The following is a 19,779-nucleotide window of genomic DNA, read 5'->3' as shown; positions in this document are numbered from 1 at the left end:
TTAATTTTCAAGAACTAAGATATTTTTTATGGTTTTTTCTCTAATAATAGGAAGTTTTATTATAATGATAAATGTGGTAGTTCAAGCATTTGGTAATGTTAGATGGTTTAAAAAAATAGCACCTTCATTTAAAAATGAGTTAAAATTTCAATCTTCGAAAGTTGTATTGCAATTATTGATTTATTCATTTGTATTTTTTTCCATTCTGCATTTTTTCCAAACTTGGCTTTGGGCAGCTGTTTATATGCTTATTCCAGAGACCAACATGCTGTTTTCTAGTTTTTCTGAAGCCTGGTATTTTTCTATGGTTACTTTTACTTCTTTAGGTTATGGCGATTTAACTTTATCTGGCAATTGGAGATTACTATCTGGTATTGAGGCTATTAATGGTATTATGTTAATTGGATGGTCAACGGCAATCATGTTTTCATTAATTCAGCAAATTTTTAAAAGAATAAATTCTAACTAATGGAAGCAAAAAAAAGTTCAGCAAAAAAAATAAGTGTCATTGTAGTTATTCTTGCATTTATTTTGATGTTTTTTAATGTTTTGTCTAGCAGGTTTACGCCTTCAACAAATCAAGCGCGTGTACAAGGTTTAAATTTGTCATTAGCACCAATGGTTAGTGGTTATGTAACTCGAGTGGATGTAAGTCTGCATTCTGAAGTCAAAGAAGGAGACACCTTATTTATAATTGATAGAAAACCCTTTGAGATTGCTGTAACTCAAGCAGAAATTAATTTAGAGAATGTAACACAAAATTTAACGGCAGGACTTTCAGGATTAAAAGCAGCTACAGCACAATTAAATAGTGCTCGTGTTCAATTAGACCGTAGCACAAAGAATTGGGACCGTACCCAACGTGTTATGGCTCAGAATGAAGGAGCTTTGTCTGAAGCTGATAGAGATCGTTCAGAATCTTCTTATTTATCAGCAATCGAACGCGTAAAGACAGCTGAAGCTAATTTAGAAGGCCAAAAAGCTGCTCTCGGTCCAACAGATGCTAATAATCCGTTGGTTAAAGGAGCCATAAATCAGTTAGAAAAAGCCAATTGGGATTTAGAGCATACGGTTATTACTGCACCTTCCGATGGTGTTATAGAAAGTTTTAATGTAGAAACCGGTTATTTTGCCTCTGCAGGTCATGCTTTAGCGACTTTAATTTCAAACAAAACTATTTGGATTCAAGCTAATTTTACTGAAAATAACTTAACACATTTAAAAGTTAATGATGAAGCAGCCATTACGTTTGATATTGACGCAGGTGAAGTGTATAAGGCCAAGGTAACAAGTATTGCTTATGGTGTAAAAACACAGAGCACCAATGCTGCCAATTTACCAACCGTTAGAAGTCAGCAAGGTTGGTTAAGAGAACAGCAGCGTTTTCCAGTTATTATTGCTATTGAAAATCAAGATATTTATAAAAAATTACGACAAGGGAGTCAGGCCAATGTGGTTGTTTATACGGGTAATAGTTTTATTTTAAACACCCTAGCAAAGTTTAAAATTTGGTTTACTTCAAAAGCTTCTTATGTTAGATAAAGTAAATTTAAATATCAAACCTTCTCTGCAAACTAGAGCCATAATTAGATGTTTATTGGGTGTCGTTTCTGCACTATTGATTGCAACAGTAAACAACATTCTTTTGCCTCAAATTTCAGCTATTTTCGCACTTATGTTATTGGATAAAGGGAAGAATGCCATAGGAATTAAAAAATCGATTGCTGCTATTTTAGGGTTATTTATTCTTGGTTTATTTGGCTTGCTTTTGGGAGGATTTGTTCAAGATTATGCTATTGAAACCTTATTGATTTTAGGACTTGCAATTTTCTGGTCGTTTAGATTGGTAAAGATTCCTGAACCAATTAGATTATTATTTTTAATATTAACCCTTTTATTACCTTTTTTAAGTTTAACTGCTGAACCATTAGGGGATCTCATATTAATGGATATGATAATAAATCTCGCTATTGCATTAGGGGTTACCCAATTGGCTTTTATGTTTTTCCCAGAAACTTCAGTTAGTGAGAAAACTCCAAAAGAAAAAGAAGACGTAGTAACATATCATTTAGATAAAATAGCCATAAACGGATTAATGGTACTTTTACCTGCTGTTTTATACTTTTATTTTTTTAGACCAAATGCACTTGTATTAACCTTTGTGTTTATTCTTATTTTAGGATTAGATCCAATGATTTATAAATCGAAGAAAGGTCTTGCCCTTATTCTAGCAAACGTATTTGGAGGTGTTTGTGGCATTATAGCCTATAATTTATTAACAATTACACCTACCTTCTTTTTCTATATATTTTTAAACCTTGTTATAGGTTTATATTTTACCTATCATATTTTTTCTGGAAAGAAAACCGTGCCTATTTACACAATTGCTTTCCGAACTTTTTTCCTAGTTATGGGATTAATTTCAAGTTCTAGTACGTCAGCTGGAGAAACCATTGTTGAACGTTTGTTTTACATTGGGATGGCAGTAGTTTACGTTGTTTTAGCCTATAAAATTATCACATATTTTAATGATCCAAGAGTCTATGAAAATGAAATGGTATAGCCTATATGTTGCCTTTGCTTTGTTACTCTGTGTGTCATTCATTGGATGTGGTGTTCAAAAGGATTTTACAGCTCCTGAAATTGAAGATCCAATATCCTTTTCAACAAAAACAACAGATACACTAAGTATAGCGAATACGGATTGGTGGACATTTTTTAACGATCCCGTTCTTACAGATTTAATAACTGAAGGATTGGAAAATAATTTGCCCTTACAAAACATCATTATTGCAATTAAGCAGTCTCAGCTACAGTTAGCAATTTCTAAAGCTCAATTATATCCTGAAGTGAATTATGGTCTCTCTGCTGAAACTACCAAAACATCCTTGTTTCCAAAGTTTCAAAACTCAATTACAGCAGTTGGGCAAGTTTCTTATACTTTAGATGTTTGGGGACGCATTGCCAATCAAAACGAAGCAGCTTTACAAACTTACTTATCGACTGAAATGGCAGTTTTTGAAGTAAAGGCAACTTTGGTATCTCAAATAGCAGAATTATATTTTACATTGAGAGATATAGATAATAAAATTTATGTTTCTGAGCAAATGGAAGCTTCCATGGAAAAATACAAGGCTATTATTGATGCACGCTATGATGGTGGGTTTATTTCAAAAGTAGATGTCAATCAAATTAGCATTAGTTTAAAAGATGTTCAAGTAACAATGCAAACATTGTACAGGTCTAGAAGGCAAATAGAGAATGCTATTAGTACAGTTTTAGGAAGTTTGCCAAGAGATATTCCAAGAGGAAAAAAATTAGAAGAGCAAGTTTTTCCTTCCGAATTGCCAGTTGGTGTACCAGCTGGATTATTAAGACGTCGTCCATCCATTTTAAGTTCAGAAATACAGCTTAAAGCACAATTAGCAAAGCTTGGAGCTGCAGAAACATTTAAATACCCTAACTTTCAAATTGATTTTACTTTAGGGGCACAATTATTAGATCCTTCAGCCATTTTTGGGAACCTATTAGGAAACATGTTTGGACCTATTTTTAACGGCAATAGCATAAATAACACCATTGCTATAGAAGAAGAGCAATACAATAGAATGATACTGGATTATAAACAAGCTTATCTATTGGCTTTTCAAGAAATTGAGGATGCATTAATAGCTATTGAAACCTATAAAAAAGAGGTTAAAATACGTGCACACCAATTAAAATTAGCAGAAGAAGCATATAATTTGGCTTGGGTTCGATACAATGAAGGTGCAACCTCTTTTTTAGAATTTTTAAACGTACAAACTACTTTTTTTAATGTTCAATTAACAGCTTCCGAAAGTTATAAGTCACAATTGCAATCTGTTGTAAAATTATACTTAGCTTTAGGAGGTGGATGGAACCAACAAAACCAACAAACCAATTAAACTACATCATTATGAAATCATTTACAATCACAGAATTTATCAGGTTAATCGTTCTTTCTTTATTAATCCTTTGGGGATTCTTTCTAATTAAACCGTTTATCGGAGTTTTTACTTGGGGAGTAATTTTAGCTGTAGCATTATTTCCATTATTTCAAAAACTTCTTAGTGTTTTTGGAGAAAAGCATAAAAAGAAAGCCACGTTTATCTTTACAATTGTTGTTGTCGCTTTATTAATTGTACCAACTTATTCTATGGTAAGTTCATTGTTTAGCAATTTGAATGATACTCTTACGGCAATTCAAAATAATGAACTGAAAATCACACCTCCATCTGAAAAAGTAAAAGACTGGCCAGTTTTTGGTGAACGAGTATATAATAATTGGCAGGAACTTTCAGTTAATTCTAAGAACTATGCAATCAAGCATAAAGACTTTTTATTAGAAAAAGGAAGTAGTACTATAAAAAGATTTACAGGACTTATAGGTACTATCTTATCTTTTTTAATATCATTTATTATTGCAGTGGTATTTATGTCTAATGCCAAAGGAGCTTTTCAATCGGCTAGCGATTTTGCAAACAAGTTGGTAGGAGATATAAAAGGAACAGAGATGTTATTAATAGCAAGAGATACTGTAAGGAATGTGGTTAAGGGTATTTTGTTTGTTGCGATAATTCAAGCTTTCTTGTGCTTTATAGGCTTTAAACTTATTGGAATTCCTGGACCTGCTATTTTTGCATTTATAGTCATGATAGCTGCTATAGTTCAGATTCCTGTAACTCTTGTAGTAATACCAACAATTTTTATAGCCTATTCCATTTCCGATAGTTCTGCTGTTGCCACGATATTTACGGTATACATTATTATTATTTCATTATTGGATAATGTTTTAAAACCAATTCTATTATCAAAAGGATTAGAAACACCTATGCTTTTAATTATACTTGGAGCTTTAGGAGGCATGTTATTACATGGTATTATTGGTATTTTTATTGGAACGGTATTATTATCTGTTTTACATAAATTATATATGGCATGGATAGATAGTAAAGAAGAGATTGTATTGGCCGAATAAGGCTACCAATAAAATAAATAAAAAAAACCACAATTGAAAAGTTGTGGTTTTTTTGTTTTTATTCTCTAATCTCAATAGAAGTAATGAGAATGAAATGAAAGTGTTTTAATATTAACTATTCAACATCACAGGCATTACAAGCATCGTAACCTGTTCACCTTCGTCTAAACCATCGACAGGCGTTAAAATCCCTGCTCTATTTGGTAAGCTCATTTCCAGTTGCACTTCGCTAGAAGTTAGGTTATTCAGCATTTCGGTTAAGAAACGTGAGTTAAAACCAATTTGTAAATCGTCCCCTTGATAATCACAGGTTAAACGCTCTTCAGCTTTATTAGAGTAATCGATATCTTCTGCTGAAATATTTAATTCAGCTCCAGCTATTTTTAAACGGATTTGATGGGTCGTTTTATTTGAAAAAATACTTACACGACGGACAGAATTTAAAAACTGCATTCTGTCTATAACCAATCTATTAGGGTTCTCTTTTGGAATAACCGCTTCGTAGTTTGGATATTTCCCATCTATTAAACGACAGATTAAAACGGTGTTTTCGAACGTGAATTTTGCGTTAGAATCGTTATATTCTATCGTAACATCATCATCACTAGCAGCTAAAATTCCTTTTAAAAGATTTAAAGGTTTTTTAGGCATGATAAATTCAGTAGTTTGACCAGCTTTAACATCTTCTCTAGAGTATTTAACTAATTTATGAGCATCTGTTGCAACAAAAGTTAATCCTTCTGTAGAAAACTGGAAAAACACACCACTCATTACTGGTCGTAAATCATCATTTCCAGCAGCAAAAATAGTTTTACTAATAGCTGTTGCTAGAATATCTCCAGTTATGGTTGTAGAGGTAGCATCGTCTAAAGACACTGCTTTTGGAAATTCGTTTCCATCAGCATATGCTAAAGCATATTTTCCATGATTAGAGCTAATTTCTATGGTATTATTATCTTCCACAACAAAGGTTAAAGGTTGCTCTGGAAAAGTTTTTAAAGTTTCTAGAAGTAAACGTGCAGGAACCGCAATATTACCACTATTATCGCTTTCTACTTCTAATTTAGCTGACATCGTAGTCTCTAAATCGCTAGCAGAAATGATGAGTTCTGAATTGTTTAATTCGAATAAAAAATTATCTAAAATAGGTAAAGTATTCGAGTTGTTTATAACACCTCCAAGAACTTGCAGTTGCTTCAGTAAATAGGTACTTGATACTATAAATTTCATGTATATTAAATACGTTTTAAGTTCGTTTAATTACTATTACAAATATATCGTATAGCTGCTAATATAGGAAACAAACTTATTAACAAATCATTCCTTTATAAATGGAAATTTTTTAGAGAATTCACGAACTTACTTCGCGTATTTCTTTCTTCTGAAAAAGTTAAAAATAAATCCGAAAACACCCAATATTACTAATGGTAACAGAATATTAATTAATTGCCATTTGGTTTTTTCTGAAGCAGCTTTTTTGTAATCTAAAAATGACACTTCAATTTCTTTAGAACGAATGTTTATAAGTCCATTGTCGTCTAAAAGGTAATTTACAGCATTCAGTAAAAACTCTTTATTGCCATATACTTGTCCAGAACTTCGGTCGAACCCTAGTTCAATAGGGCCATTTTTACCTAATTCGTTTTTTATAACATCCCCATCAGCAACCACAATCATTTTGGTTGGTTTGCTATTATTTATTTCTTTCGAAAGTGTAAAAGGTTTCACACGATTGTTATATACAGAGATGAATTCACCTTCCAACAAAACAGCTAAGTTTTGATATGGTTTATTATAAAGCTTTGGATCAGGTTCTTCAGTAGTCATTTCTAAACTAATTTCCCGTGGGGTTCCATCGGTTTTAGTTAGAATCGAACTTTTAAGTAAAATGGTTTTCTTAATGGCATTCTTTAAAGTGTCTATTTGATTGGCAAAATCGAACTTTACCAGATTGATATTATTAACAATAGGATGATGACTTTCTGGGTTTACCAAAGGAGAGTAATACCAAGGAAATTGCTGAAAACGCGCTTCGCTACCTTCGCCAATAGCAAGAGTAATAGGAGCGGAGTAAAGATCGTTTACTAACACAGGATTAATTCTAATACCATATTTAAAGAAAAAATCGGTTAGGTTTAAATCTCTTCCAATAGCTACACTTTTTCCGGTATTGTATAGACTATCTTTTTCCATAGCAACAGCATCTATTAACCAAAGACTTTTGCCACCAGACATAGTAAATTGGTCTAAAACAAATTTCTCATTTTCAGTAAAAGCTTCGGTTGGTTTGGCCGAAACAATCAAATCGAAATCTTTTAATTGATCGAGTGTCTTTTCAGGGTTGCTAGCAACGCTATCTAAAGTAAAAGGAGCAAGGTTGTAATATTCTGAAACGGTTTTGAGGAAATCTTCAATATAACGGCCTTTCAATTCGCCGTTCCCAATTAAGAAGGCTATTTTTTTGTTTCTAGGGTTTATCAACTTGCTAAAACCATCAGCAAAAGCATATTCTAAATGCTGTACGGAATGATTGACCAACTCTTGTTGCGTTGCACCAATTTTGTTTTTTACCAAAGGAATTTTCACTGTAACACCATTGTAACTTGCCAAAGCCCAAGGAAAAATAACAGCCTGACTGCTTTTTCCATTTTCTTCAACACTTAATTGCATAGGTGTCAAACCACGATTGCTCAATTGCTGGATGTTTGTGTCTCTATTAGCTTCGTCGGCAATAGGGTCTAAAAAATGAAAGACAATGTTTTTGTTATGTGAAGCAAACTCTTCAAGAATCTGCTTAGTTTCTAATTGAAGTCGCCTAAATTCCGAAGGGAAATCGTCTCCTTCTAAAAAGACATCTATTTGAATGGGTGAGTTAGCGTTGTCAATAATACTTAGGGCAGATTCGCTAATGGTATAACGTTTATCTGAGGTTAAATCGAAACGTCCATAATAATTACTACTGATGGCATTTAAAGCCAATAAACCAATTAGGACTCCAATTAAAATTTTACCTTCTTTTATTTGAATGCCTTTTGTTGTAATACGTTTGCTAGTTAATACTAGAAAAAATACAGTGATGCTTAAAAAGTAAAGAATATCTCGTGTATCTAGAACACCACGACTCATACTTTTGTAATGTGCATTCATACCTAATTGTTCGATAAACGAACTTGATAGCATGTCTGCAACACCTTCAAAGCCAATATAAAACAGAATACAAATAAAAACGGCCGCAATAAATGCAACAATTTGATTATCTGAAAGTGTGGAAGTAAAAACCCCTATAGATGTGTAAGCTGCTACTAAAAAAAGCAGTCCAAAATAAGAGCCTAAAGTACTGCCTGTATCTATATTTCCTACCGGATTTCCTAACTGAAATACTGTGTAAACGTATAAAAGCGTAGGTAGTAAAGCAAAAAGTATTAAAATAAAAGCGCCCAGATATTTTCCTAAAACAATGTTGAATAAAGAGATTGGTTTGGTTAATAAAAGCTCCAGAGTACCTTGTTTTTTTTCATCGCTAAAGCTTCGCATGGTTACAGCAGGAATTAAAAAAATTAAAACCCAAGGTGCTAAAAGAAAGAAGGATGATAAATCTGCAAAGCCATTATCTATAATATTGAATTCGCCTTTAAAAAGCCATAAAATAAGGCCATTTAACAGTAAAAAAAGCGCAATAACCAAATAACCAATTGGTGAAGCAAAAAACGAGTTTATTTCTTTTTTTAATATGGCGAACATGTTTTTATTTCAAAGGTTAAAACTTAATAATTTAAAAATTTTCAAGCATTATTCAAGAGAAACCAGCTTCTCCACACTCCAGGCTTCTGGTTTTGCATTAAATAGTGGTTTTGTTTTGCTCCACACATTTTTAAACAAATCGGATTGCCTGTAAGCTTCTAAATCTGCTTCGCTATTCCAATAACTATAAGTAAAAAATACGTTGTTATTTGTTTTGTCTCGATACAATTCTAAAAACTGACAGCCTTTAAAATGTCTGATACGATTTTTATTTAATTCAAAATTTGCAAGAAATTCCTCGATCTGGTGTTCATTGAAACTCAATTTAACAATTCTTACAAACATAGTTTTTTTAAAATTAGTCATTTAAAAATTTTACACTAATGGCGTCCATAATATCTAATCCCATGAGTGTGGAAGCACTTCCAGAGGTTTGGCTGTTGCTTTTATAAATAGCTATTTCAAGATAATTTGAAGAATTAAATACAACCAGGCTTTTCCCTTCATCGTTTCTTTTCTCAACAGGTGTTTCAAAATTTACAACATCACTGTATTTGGTGTATATTTTTTTAAAGGTATAATTTCTTGCAGAAATTTCGAAAGCTCTTCCTTGTTGAATTTTCTCAAAAAAGGCTTTCTTAATATTACTTATTACATTTCCATAGTTATCAATATAAATAACGCTTCCAACAATTTGGTTTTGCTCGTCGTTTACATATGGAATAATATTTTTTATAGGTTTTATATTGTGTATTACTTTTCCAATTACATCTAATGTACCACCTCTTGCTATATGGCAAGCTACTTTAACAAAAACATCTAGCGCTGGAAAACTAGTTTCGATACGGTCGTGAATATTTATTTCAACAATTTGTTCTGGTGCTATTTCGGCACAAATCATACTCATAATGCCATTGTTAGCACAAATAAAATAATGGTCGTCAAGCTTCATAGCAATATGCTTATTCTCCATATTAATTTCAGAGTCTATGCCAATTATATGAATGGTTCCTTTTGGAAAACTATTATAAGCATTTAGAATAATATAAGCAGCTTCTGGAATGTTAAATGGAGACACAGAATGCGAGATATCAACAATTTTCATCTCAGATATTTCGCTGTAAATAGCTCCTTTAACTGCGCCAGCAAAGTGATCTTTCTCTCCAAAATCTGTTGTTAAAGTTATAATTGGCATGGACTAATTGTTGATATTTTTTTAAAGCAACTCACATTAAAAATGTGTAGCTTTGTTTAAGCACAAATCTAATAAATCTTAATTGATAATTTTAATTAAATTCCACAGCTTTTGAACGAAATCATTATCGAACTTGAAGAAGTCTCTCCTAAAGAATTTTTTGGAGCACAAAACACCCATATTGAATTATTAAAAAAATACTTTCCCAAACTTAAAATTGTTGCCAGAGGAACGAAAATAAAAGCCTACGGAGATGAAGATCAGCTAGAGGAGTTTGACAGGCGTTTTAATATGCTTATGGAACACTACATAAAGTATAACAAACTTGATGAGAATGTTATAGAACGTGTGCTTACCAGTCAGAGTAAAGAAGATTATACAACCAGTGATGCTAGTGGAGAAACCATTGTTCATGGTGTTAATGGTAGGTTGATTAAAGCACAAACAGCAAACCAAAGAAAACTGGTAGAGCTTATGCGTAAAAACGATATGGTTTTTGCTATTGGTCCTGCCGGAACAGGGAAAACCTATACAGGTGTTGCTCTGGCTGTTAAAGCTTTAAAAAACAAAGAAGTTAAACGTATTATTTTAACTAGACCTGCCGTAGAGGCTGGTGAAAATCTAGGATTCCTTCCTGGCGATTTAAAAGAAAAGCTAGATCCATACATGCAACCACTTTATGATGCTTTACGTGATATGATTCCTGCCGAAAAACTGGCGCAATACATTGAAAATGGAACCATACAAATTGCACCATTAGCTTTTATGAGAGGACGTACCTTAGATCACGCGTTTGTAATTTTAGATGAAGGACAGAATACGACGCATGCCCAAATGAAAATGTTTTTAACCAGAATGGGTAAAGACGCCAAGTTTTTACTAACAGGAGATCCAGGTCAAATAGATTTACCACGAAGAACCATTTCTGGTTTAAAGGAAGCTTTATTGATTTTGAAAAATGTAGAAGGTGTAGGCATGGTGTTTTTAGATGATAAAGATGTCATTAGACATAAACTAGTTAAGAAGGTTATTGAGGCCTATAAAAGTATCGAGAATATAGAGTAAATAATAGTCATTTCTATAGACAGTTAAATATTAAAAGTATCTAAAAACCAGTTAATTTAACTGGTTTTTTGTTTTAAGAGTCTCTTTTGTTGTAAATCAGATACATACATAGCAACCTCTTATAATTCTATAAACATTGCCAAAAATTGTATAACTTTTTTCGTTTAGAGTTGCAGACATTTGTATGGAACCAAAAAAACGATGATACAATGAAAAGATTAATTTTATTAGCATTTATGTTAGGACTTAGTCCAGTTTTTGCACAGGTAACAGATATGGAAGATGTAGAAATTACACCAGATAACTCATGGTTAAAAGCAGGATTAACTGCCGGAATTCCAGTAGGAGATGCAAGTGATGCTTCGTCATTTACTTTAGGAGCAGATATTAGAGGACAGTATTTATTTAATCCCAATATAGCCATTGGTTTAGCTTCTGGTTACACCCATTATTTTGGTAAAGATCATGTTGAAGATTTTGGAGTAATTCCTGCTGCAGGATTCTTTCGTTATTACTTTACACCAGACGGATTGTTTTTAGGAACAGATGTTGGTTATGGTTTTTTGGCCAATATAGATAATAATGATGGTGGATTGTATGTTAACCCGCAAATTGGTTACCATAACAGAGACTGGAATTTTTACGCCTATTATCAAAACACTTTTGCAGAATACGATCTGGATTTACAAAGTGTTGGTATAGGAATTACTTATAACATCCGATTTAAATAAATAGCTATAGATAGTAGTAACACTTTAAAGGAGACAAATTTATGTCTCCTTTTTTTATTTAGATTTGTTTGTCGATTTGAAACAAATTACATTTGCAAATAACAACCAACAGGCTACTTCTAATGAATACAATAACAGATACCAATTTCAATTTTCCAAACCAGAAAAGTGTCTATAAAGGCAAGGTAAGGGAGGTCTATAATATAAATAACGACCTACTAGTTATGGTTGCTACAGATAGGCTTTCGGCTTTCGATGTGGTCATGCCAAAAGGGATTCCATACAAAGGTCAAATCTTAAACCAGATTGCGACCAAAATGATGAAAGCTACTGAAGATTTAGTACCAAACTGGTTGTTAGCAACTCCAGACCCAAATGTGGCTGTTGGACATTTATGCGACACCTTTAAAGTAGAAATGGTAATTCGTGGTTATATGTCTGGTCATGCAGCCAGAGAATATAAAGCAGGAAAACGTATGCTTTGTGGTGTGAACATGCCAGAAGGGATGAAAGAAAACGATAAATTTCCTAATCCAATAATTACACCTGCAACTAAAGCTGAAATGGGAGACCATGACGAAGATATTTCTAGAGAAGACATTATTAAAAAAGGTATTGTCACTGAAGCCGATTATTTGGTGTTGGAAGATTACACCAGAAAATTGTTTCAACGTGGTTCTGAAATTGCAGCTTCCAGAGGTCTGATTTTAGTTGATACTAAATACGAATTCGGAAAAACGAAAGATGGTAAGATTGTTCTGGTTGATGAAATCCACACACCAGATTCGTCTCGCTATTTCTATGCAGATGGCTATCAAGAACGACAAGATAAAGGTGAAGCACAAAAACAACTCTCTAAAGAGTTTGTACGCCAATGGTTAATTGCTAATAATTTCCAAGGCTTGAAAGGACAAACGGTTCCAGAAATGTCCGACGAATACATAACAACGGTTAGTGAACGTTATATAGAACTTTTCGAAAACATTACTGGCGAAACCTTTATAAAAGCAGATGTGTCTAATATACAGGACCGTATAGAAGCGAATGTTTTGAAATATTTAAAGGGAAACTAGCTTAACAGGATTTTTAGAATTTCGTTAAACGGGTTTGTGTATGATTAGTGGCGTGTTTAAGCAACTAATTTAGCAAATACAAACCGAATAGAAAATCCGCGAGGATTTTCGTAAGCAAGCTTGCACCAGCAATTAATTTTATACGGTGTTGCCAACTGGTTTTATTTTTCCGTTTTGATTTTCTTTTTGTTCTCGTAACTAAACTCGTCCAATTCTTTTAATTCAGTTGCTATTTTCTCTTTCCATTCCACGATTTTTTGTACGTTTCGCCCGCTTTCAGTTTCTTTTACCAATTCTAGACGACTTTTAGAAAATTCAGTCATAATGTCGTTGTTGATTTGGTTTATAATGTCAAATCCTTTTGCGATTTGTCCTTTATTTTCCAATGCTCTTTTTCTAAATTTTCTTGCGTGAATTTCGGCAAGGTCAAATTGCATTTGTTGAAAGTCAATTTGTTTTTGAATGTCAGCAACTTTTGTGGTGTCTATCCACGAAGCATTGCCAAGAAATATATTTTCTATTTTTTGATTCAGATTGCGTTTCATAAAGTCAAATCCGCCGATTGCGTGTGAAATCATAAATTGGCTGAAAACGACATCATTATTTTCATCGCTGATTTTGATTTTAAAATCCTCAATTGTTAGTTTTTGGTCAGAACTCCATCTTTTTTGTCCTTCTTGTAAATTCTGTCCAAAGGTTAAGTTTAGTGAACTAATTATTAAAATCAGTCCGATTATTATTCTATTCATACGTTTTTTTTCAACTTGTTGGCAACGTCTTGATATCAACTTTTTTAATTGTTTATATCTACTGTTAAACGAAGTTAGCCATTTTTAAGCATAAAATCTAAACGTAGTACTACGTAAAAAACTATTTTTTCTTTTTGGGTTTACTGGCTTTGGCTAAAGGGTTAAAAGCCAGACATAACTCTAAATAAAAAGATAAATCTGCTTCTGTATCAAAACCATCTGGTGTTACAAAAATATAGCCACGCATTGGTCTTCCAGTAAAATCCATAGGTAAACAATGGTCTTTTTTTATGGCTTCTGTATAGGCATCTTCACCAATTCTAGCCATAAGCAGACTGTCGCCATATTTCTTGTCTATATGGATGCCACAAAGCATTTTGTTATCGACTTTAAAGCACAAGCCTCCCATCATATTTAATTCGGTAAATGGTTGTTGTTTTTCTTTTAATTGCTGTCTAATTCTATCGGCTAAAAATTCATCGTATGCCATTTTTTTGCTTTATTGAGTTTGAAAGGTTATAAAGATACCTATAGATTTTACTTTATGGTATTTACAATTTTATTTTATTTAATTTTATCAAATTCGTTTTAATACAATTAAAAAGGATTAACATCTTATGGAACAACTCAACCAACTTATTTCAGACTTCGCTTCCTATGCTTGGGGATTACCTTTATTGATCTTGCTTATTGGAGGAGGTTTATATTTATTAATACTTTCTAAATTTTTACCTTTTCGATATCTGGGTCATGCCTTACAGGTATTACGTGGTAAATACGACGACCCTAATGATGCAGGCGAAATTAGTCATTTTCAAGCTCTAACCACGGCCTTGTCTTCTACCATAGGAATGGGAAACATTGCTGGTGTAGCTGTAGCTATTTCCATTGGTGGTCCAGGAGCTGTGTTCTGGATGTGGATAAGTGCAGTAGTGGGAATGAGTACCAAATTCTTTACATCAACCTTAGCCATTATGTATCGAGGGAAGGATAGTCATGGAAAGATTCAAGGAGGTCCCATGTATTTTATTGTTGAAGGCTTAGGAAAAAAATGGAAACCTTTAGCTGTATTTTTTAGTTTATGTGGTTTGGTTGGTGCATTGCCGGTTTTTAATGTAAATCAATTAACCCAGGCGATAAACGATATTTTACTGGTTCCAAATGGTGTGGAAACTGGTTTTAGTTCGAATTTGATTATAGGGATTGTTTTAGTAGTAATTACATCGGTAGTAATTCTTGGAGGTTTAAATAGAATTAGTAAAGTGGCTTCTAAACTGGTGCCAAGTATGGTTTTGTTATATTTTGTATTAGTATTATTTATCTTGATAGTTAATTATGATGTGGTTCCTAAATACTTCGTTATGATTTTTACAGATGCTTTTGCAGCCACAAATTATAAAGGAGACTCCTTTCTAGGTGGTGTTGTTGGCGGATTGATATTATTAGGTATCAGACGTGGTGCCTTTTCAAACGAAGCTGGTATTGGCACAGCACCTATGGCGCATGGTGCTGCAAAAACAAATGAACCAGTTCGCGAAGGTCTAGTGGCTATGTTGGGACCTGCTATTGATACTTTGTTAGTTTGTACACTAACAGCCTTGGCTATTTTGGTTACTGGCGTTTGGCAAACAACCGATGCGAATGGGGTGAGCTTAACAGCTTCAGCTTTTGGTAATGCTATGCCTGGTGTTGGAAAGTATTTGTTATTGATTTGTATTGCTGTGTTTAGTATTTCATCTTTATTTTCATATTCCTATTATGGAACTAAATGTATGTCCTTTTTATGTGGAGCAGACAACAAACATTATTACAATTACATTTACATTGCCAGTATTATTATGGGTGCAACAACCTCTTTGGCTATGATGATTAATTTAATTGATGGCTTTTTTGCTTTAATGGCTATTCCAACTATGACAGCCACCTTAATCATGGCTCCACGAGTTATTAAAGAGATAAAATCTTACTTTAGAAGACTTCATGAATCAAAAGACGTCTAGTGACTATTTATAATAATAAGTAGAACATCTAAAACAGTTTTGCAACAAACTAAAAATGTTTATTTTTAACCTAAATATGAATCAATAGACTCTTTCTCATTGGGAAAGATGTCTTAAAAGACAGAAAGAGCTAATGAGTAATTATCACATCAAACATTTAGAAGAGTACTATCAAGTATATAGAAAATCCATTCGCGAACCAGAAAATTTTTGGGAAGAAATTGCTGAGGAGCATTTTCTATGGCGAAAAAAATGGGATCAGGTTTTAGAATGGGACTTTAAGAAACCAGAAGTGTCGTGGTTTAAAGGCGCTAAATTGAATATCACCGAAAACTGCATCGATAGACATTTAGCAACCAGAGGCGATAAAACGGCCATTCTATTTGAACCAAATAATCCGGATGAGCCAGCAGAACATATTACGTATAGACAATTATACCAACGGGTAAACAAATTTGCCAATGTGTTAAAAGAACAAGGCATAAAAAAAGGCGATCGTGTGTGTATTTATGTACCTATGATTCCCGAATTAGCTATTTCTGTGTTAGCATGTGCTAGAATTGGAGCCATACATTCTGTGGTATTTGCCGGCTTTTCTTCATCGGCATTGTCTACACGAATTAACGATTCCGATTGTAAAATGGTAATTACAGCTGATGGTTCATATAGAGGCTCGAAAACCATCGATTTAAAAGGGATTGTGGACGAAGCTTTAGAGTCTTGTCCTGGTGTTAAAACAGTTCTGGTTGCCAAAAGAATTCAATCTGAAATAACAATGAAAGCAGGTCGCGACATATGGTTACAACCGCTATTAGATGCTGCTTCACCAGAAGGGAAAGCAGAAATTATGGATGCAGAAGATCCGTTATTTATTTTATATACATCTGGTTCTACAGGCAAACCTAAAGGAATGGTACATACTACTGCAGGTTATATGGTATATACAGCATATACCTTTAAAAATGCTTTTCAATATAGAGAAGATGATGTGTATTGGTGTACGGCTGATATTGGTTGGATTACAGGACATAGTTATATTGTTTATGGACCTTTAGCTAATGGTGCTACAACGGTTCTTTTTGAAGGTGTTCCTCATTATCCAAATTTTGGACGTTTTTGGGAGATTGTTCAAAACCATAAAGTTACACAGTTTTATACTGCACCAACAGCTATTCGTGCCTTAGCAAAACAGGGTTCAGAATTGGTTGAGCAATACGATTTAACCTCTCTAAAAGTATTGGGTTCTGTAGGAGAACCTATAAACGAAGAGGCTTGGCATTGGTATAACGATGTGGTTGGAAAAAAGCAGAGTCCTATAATAGATTCTTGGTGGCAAACAGAAACTGGTGGAATTATGATAACTCCCATTCCGTATGTTACTCCAACAAAACCGACTTATGCCACATTACCTTTCCCAGGTGTACAACCAGCTTTAATGAATGACCAAGGGGAGGAGCAAAAGGGCAATCAGGTAGAAGGGCGTTTGTGTATTAAATTTCCTTGGCCTGCAATGGCTAGAACTATTTGGAGAAATCATAAACGATATAAGGAGACCTATTTTTCTACCTATAAAAACATGTACTTTACAGGAGATGGAGCCTTACGAGATGAGGTTGGATACTACAGGATTACGGGTCGTGTGGACGATGTTATAATTGTCTCTGGACATAACCTAGGAACAGCACCTATTGAAGATGCTATTAATGAGCATCCAGCAGTAGCCGAAAGTGCAATTGTAGGTTTTCCACATGATATTAAAGGACAAGCGCTTTATGGGTACGTGACCTTAAAAGATTCAGGAGAAAGCAGAAACCACGAGAATTTACGAAAAGAAATTAATCAAATTATTACAGACCATATAGGACCAATTGCTAAATTAGATAAGATACAATTTACAGAAGGCTTACCTAAAACTCGTTCTGGAAAAATAATGAGACGTATTTTACGTAAAATTGCAGAAAAAGACACCAAAAATCTGGGTGATACTAGCACGTTATTAAATCCAGAGTGTGTACAGGATATAATGGATAAAGCGTTGTAGTATGTAGTTTTTATTATTTGTTGATGGCTTATATCTCTTTTTCTAAAAATTGTGACGTTTATTGTTTGATTAATTATACTAAGCTAAATTGAGCTCGGTCTGTATTATAAAGAAATTAAATCAAATCACTTATAATCTGATAATCAAGACCTTGTGTTCTAAAATCTAAATTGTACATTTAGAGAAATAAATGGGGATATGGAAATGATCAAAGCTTATAAATACATACGGTTTCCCAAATTATTAGTGCATACATCCCTTTTGTTATTTACTAACTTTTTTCTTGCACAGGAAAAGCAAGAATTACCTAAAGAAATCCCTGACGATGCTTTTATCGCTGTAGATCGAGAAAGCATGGTTAAAAGAGCGTCTTTTAGCATGAACGGAAATGGTTTTTTTACAGTTCAAGTGAATGTAGATAATGATGGAAATGATATGATTGGTGATGCAGCCAATGAACCTTCAATTGCAGTCGATCCAACCAATCCTGAGCGCATTGTAATTGGTTGGCGTCAATTTGATACCATAGACAGTAATTTTCGACAAGCAGGAAATGCTTATTCTTTAGATGGAGGGTTAACTTGGACTTTTCCTGGAGTTTTAAGCCCTGGAGAATTTAGATCTGACCCTGTTCTTGATTTTGATAAGGATGGAAATCTATATTATAATAGTTTACGCAGTACTTATGCTTGTGATGTTTTTAAAATTACAGATGGTGGTAATGATTGGGGAGCACCAATTCCAGCCCAAGGAGGTGATAAACAATGGATGCGAATTGACAGAACAGAAGGTGTAGGAGCTGGGAATAATTATTCATATTGGAATGCCGCTTTTTCCACCTGTGGGAAAGAGGGATTTACACGATCTACCGATGGTAGTAATACCTTTGAAGATTGTGTGGCAGTCGCAGAAAACCCTTCTTGGGGGACCATGGCAGTAGATACCGACGGGGTTTTATATGTTGTAGGGCGATCAGGAAATTCAATAGTTGTTGTAAAATCTCTTCAAGCAAAGAACCCCAACATTGCACCTGTAAGTTGGGATGCCACTAGCTTTGTAAATTTAGACGGCTCTTTAGGATTAGGTGGTACTATCAATCCGCAAGGGTTATTAGGTCAAGCTTGGGTAGATGTCGATGTTTCTAATGGCCCTGGAAGAGGCAATGTTTATGTAGCAGCTTCAGTTATTAGAATGTCTAATAACGATCCGGGAGATTTTATGTTTGCAAGAAGCACAGATGGAGGGATGAGTTTTGAAGACCCTGTTCGGATTAATACAGATCCTAGTGAAAACAATGTGCAATGGTTTGGCACTATGTCGGTAGCGCCTAACGGAAGAATTGACATGGCTTGGCTGGATACGCGAGATGGAATAGCAGGGAGCGATTCTACAGCTTTATATTTTTCGTATTCTGAAGATCAAGGAACAACTTGGTCTCCCAACATGAAACTCTCTCCAGTTTTCGATCCTCATATAGGTTATCCACAACAAGATAAAATGGGCGATTATATGGATATGGTTTCAGATAATAATGGTGCTCATTTATCATGGACGAATACAATTAATGGTGGACAAGACGTGTTCTATACTTATATCACACCACATTTACTCGGAATAAACGAATTTTCATTTTTTAATGAATTCCAAATTAAATGGTATCCAAATCCATTTAGTGAACAAGTAACGATTGAATTTTTTTGTAAAAATAATGAGAAAATCACCCTTGAAGTCTTTGATATTCTTGGAATAAAGAAAATAACACTTCTTGATGAAAACGTTGTAGGCAAGAAACAAGTTAAATGGAATGGAACAAACTCAGCTGGAGCTAAATTAGCATCTGGTGTCTATTTTATTAATTTAAAAGTAAACGGACAATCGAAAGTTTTAAAAGTTATCTTTAAATAATTAGAAGGTTTATTAAGTCTCATATTTTTCATTAAATTGTATCTTGTTTTTCTAATTAATTTTATCATTGGTTAGCGATTTCAGGTAATGAAGTACAACAAGTGAATAACTCTACTCGGTTTATTCCAATTATATATACACAAAAATGTATTTAAATATCAATAGCTTATTTGGAGATAAGCATTCGTATTGTTTTTAGGATACAAAATATATGAAGTTTCACTAAGTCAGCATACATCTACTTATATTATTTTATAAATCAATTTTAAGATGCCTTCTT

At 33.6% G+C, this 19,779-nt stretch carries 16 protein-coding genes and 1 pseudogene; 11 read left to right on the top strand and 6 right to left on the bottom strand.

The window, feature by feature from the left end; all coding sequences use genetic code 11:
- Window positions 1-28: 28 nt before the first annotated feature.
- The 5 genes from ACI5KZ_RS13445 to ACI5KZ_RS13425 are packed head-to-tail and all read left to right on the top strand — an operon-like array spanning window position 29 to window position 4,999.
- Entirely contained in the window at window positions 29-469 is a 441-nt protein-coding gene (locus ACI5KZ_RS13445; RefSeq protein WP_109308022.1) for a potassium channel family protein, read from the top strand.
- Window positions 469-1,542 carry an HlyD family secretion protein gene (locus ACI5KZ_RS13440; protein WP_406847910.1) on the top strand — a complete coding sequence of 358 codons (1,074 nt, stop codon included), beginning with the start codon at window positions 469-471 and terminating at the stop codon, window positions 1,540-1,542. The genes ACI5KZ_RS13445 and ACI5KZ_RS13440 overlap by 1 nt, the downstream gene beginning before the upstream one ends.
- Complete coding sequence (locus ACI5KZ_RS13435; protein ID WP_406847909.1) at window positions 1,532-2,563, top strand: hypothetical protein; 1,032 nt, start codon at window positions 1,532-1,534, stop codon at window positions 2,561-2,563. Before ACI5KZ_RS13440 ends, ACI5KZ_RS13435 begins: the two co-directional genes overlap by 11 nt.
- Window positions 2,550-3,926, top strand: a complete 1,377-nt coding sequence (locus ACI5KZ_RS13430) for an efflux transporter outer membrane subunit (protein ID WP_165815775.1) — start codon at window positions 2,550-2,552, stop codon at window positions 3,924-3,926. The genes ACI5KZ_RS13435 and ACI5KZ_RS13430 overlap by 14 nt, the downstream gene beginning before the upstream one ends.
- An 11-nt stretch (window positions 3,927-3,937) precedes the next feature.
- Window positions 3,938-4,999, top strand: a complete 1,062-nt coding sequence (locus ACI5KZ_RS13425; protein WP_406847908.1) for an AI-2E family transporter — start codon at window positions 3,938-3,940, stop codon at window positions 4,997-4,999.
- Between the two features lie 111 nt (window positions 5,000-5,110).
- On the opposite strand, the gene dnaN is transcribed toward ACI5KZ_RS13425, so the two are convergent.
- The 4 genes from dnaN to ACI5KZ_RS13405 form a co-directional block, all read right to left on the bottom strand.
- Window positions 5,111-6,229: a DNA polymerase III subunit beta gene (gene dnaN / locus ACI5KZ_RS13420; protein WP_109308028.1), complete on the bottom strand. Its 1,119-nt coding sequence runs from the start codon at window positions 6,227-6,229 to the stop codon at window positions 5,111-5,113.
- Between the two features lie 129 nt (window positions 6,230-6,358).
- Window positions 6,359-8,740: a gliding motility-associated ABC transporter substrate-binding protein GldG gene (gene gldG / locus ACI5KZ_RS13415; protein WP_406847907.1), complete on the bottom strand. Its 2,382-nt coding sequence runs from the start codon at window positions 8,738-8,740 to the stop codon at window positions 6,359-6,361.
- Between the two features lie 48 nt (window positions 8,741-8,788).
- Window positions 8,789-9,085 carry a putative quinol monooxygenase gene (locus tag ACI5KZ_RS13410; protein ID WP_109308030.1) on the bottom strand — a complete coding sequence of 99 codons (297 nt, stop codon included), beginning with the start codon at window positions 9,083-9,085 and terminating at the stop codon, window positions 8,789-8,791.
- Window positions 9,086-9,098: 13 nt separating this feature from the next.
- Window positions 9,099-9,935: an S-adenosyl-l-methionine hydroxide adenosyltransferase family protein gene (locus tag ACI5KZ_RS13405; RefSeq protein ID WP_406847906.1), complete on the bottom strand. Its 837-nt coding sequence runs from the start codon at window positions 9,933-9,935 to the stop codon at window positions 9,099-9,101.
- 111 nt (window positions 9,936-10,046) lie between these two features.
- Here ACI5KZ_RS13405 and ACI5KZ_RS13400 point away from each other — a divergent pair, with 111 nt between their 5' ends.
- The 3 genes from ACI5KZ_RS13400 to ACI5KZ_RS13390 all read left to right on the top strand — a co-directional run bounded on the left by ACI5KZ_RS13400 (window position 10,047) and on the right by ACI5KZ_RS13390 (window position 12,804).
- Complete coding sequence (locus tag ACI5KZ_RS13400) at window positions 10,047-11,000, top strand: PhoH family protein (RefSeq protein ID WP_406847905.1); 954 nt, start codon at window positions 10,047-10,049, stop codon at window positions 10,998-11,000.
- Between the two features lie 209 nt (window positions 11,001-11,209).
- The gene (locus tag ACI5KZ_RS13395; RefSeq protein WP_406847904.1) at window positions 11,210-11,731 is read left to right on the top strand and encodes a hypothetical protein; all 522 of its coding nucleotides are present in this window, start codon (window positions 11,210-11,212) and stop codon (window positions 11,729-11,731) included.
- A gap of 122 nt (window positions 11,732-11,853) precedes the next feature.
- Complete coding sequence (locus tag ACI5KZ_RS13390) at window positions 11,854-12,804, top strand: phosphoribosylaminoimidazolesuccinocarboxamide synthase (protein WP_406847903.1); 951 nt, start codon at window positions 11,854-11,856, stop codon at window positions 12,802-12,804.
- Between the two features lie 161 nt (window positions 12,805-12,965).
- On the opposite strand, the gene ACI5KZ_RS13385 is transcribed toward ACI5KZ_RS13390, so the two are convergent.
- A complete protein-coding gene (locus ACI5KZ_RS13385; protein WP_109308035.1) occupies window positions 12,966-13,553 on the bottom strand; it encodes a hypothetical protein in 588 nt (195 codons plus the stop codon).
- Window positions 13,554-13,674: 121 nt separating this feature from the next.
- On the bottom strand, window positions 13,675-14,043 hold the full coding sequence (locus ACI5KZ_RS13380) for an RNA methyltransferase (RefSeq protein WP_406847902.1): 369 nt from the start codon (window positions 14,041-14,043) through the stop codon (window positions 13,675-13,677).
- 127 nt (window positions 14,044-14,170) lie between these two features.
- Here ACI5KZ_RS13380 and ACI5KZ_RS13375 point away from each other — a divergent pair, with 127 nt between their 5' ends.
- The 3 genes and pseudogenes from ACI5KZ_RS13375 (at window position 14,171) to ACI5KZ_RS13365 (ending at window position 19,499) form a co-directional block, all read left to right on the top strand.
- Complete coding sequence (locus ACI5KZ_RS13375) at window positions 14,171-15,553, top strand: alanine/glycine:cation symporter family protein (protein ID WP_406847901.1); 1,383 nt, start codon at window positions 14,171-14,173, stop codon at window positions 15,551-15,553.
- A gap of 118 nt (window positions 15,554-15,671) precedes the next feature.
- Window positions 15,672-17,594, top strand: a pseudogene (gene acs / locus ACI5KZ_RS13370) (acetate--CoA ligase); the annotation flags it as partial.
- A gap of 198 nt (window positions 17,595-17,792) precedes the next feature.
- Window positions 17,793-19,499, top strand: a complete 1,707-nt coding sequence (locus ACI5KZ_RS13365) for a T9SS type A sorting domain-containing protein (RefSeq protein ID WP_109308039.1) — start codon at window positions 17,793-17,795, stop codon at window positions 19,497-19,499.
- Window positions 19,500-19,779: the final 280 nt, after the last annotated feature.

Source organism: Xanthomarina sp. GH4-25 (assembly GCF_045363175.1).
In the GTDB taxonomy this organism is placed as follows: domain Bacteria; phylum Bacteroidota; class Bacteroidia; order Flavobacteriales; family Flavobacteriaceae; genus Xanthomarina.
Note: the sequence above shows the minus strand (reverse complement) of the source record. Positions and strands in the feature narration are given on the sequence as shown.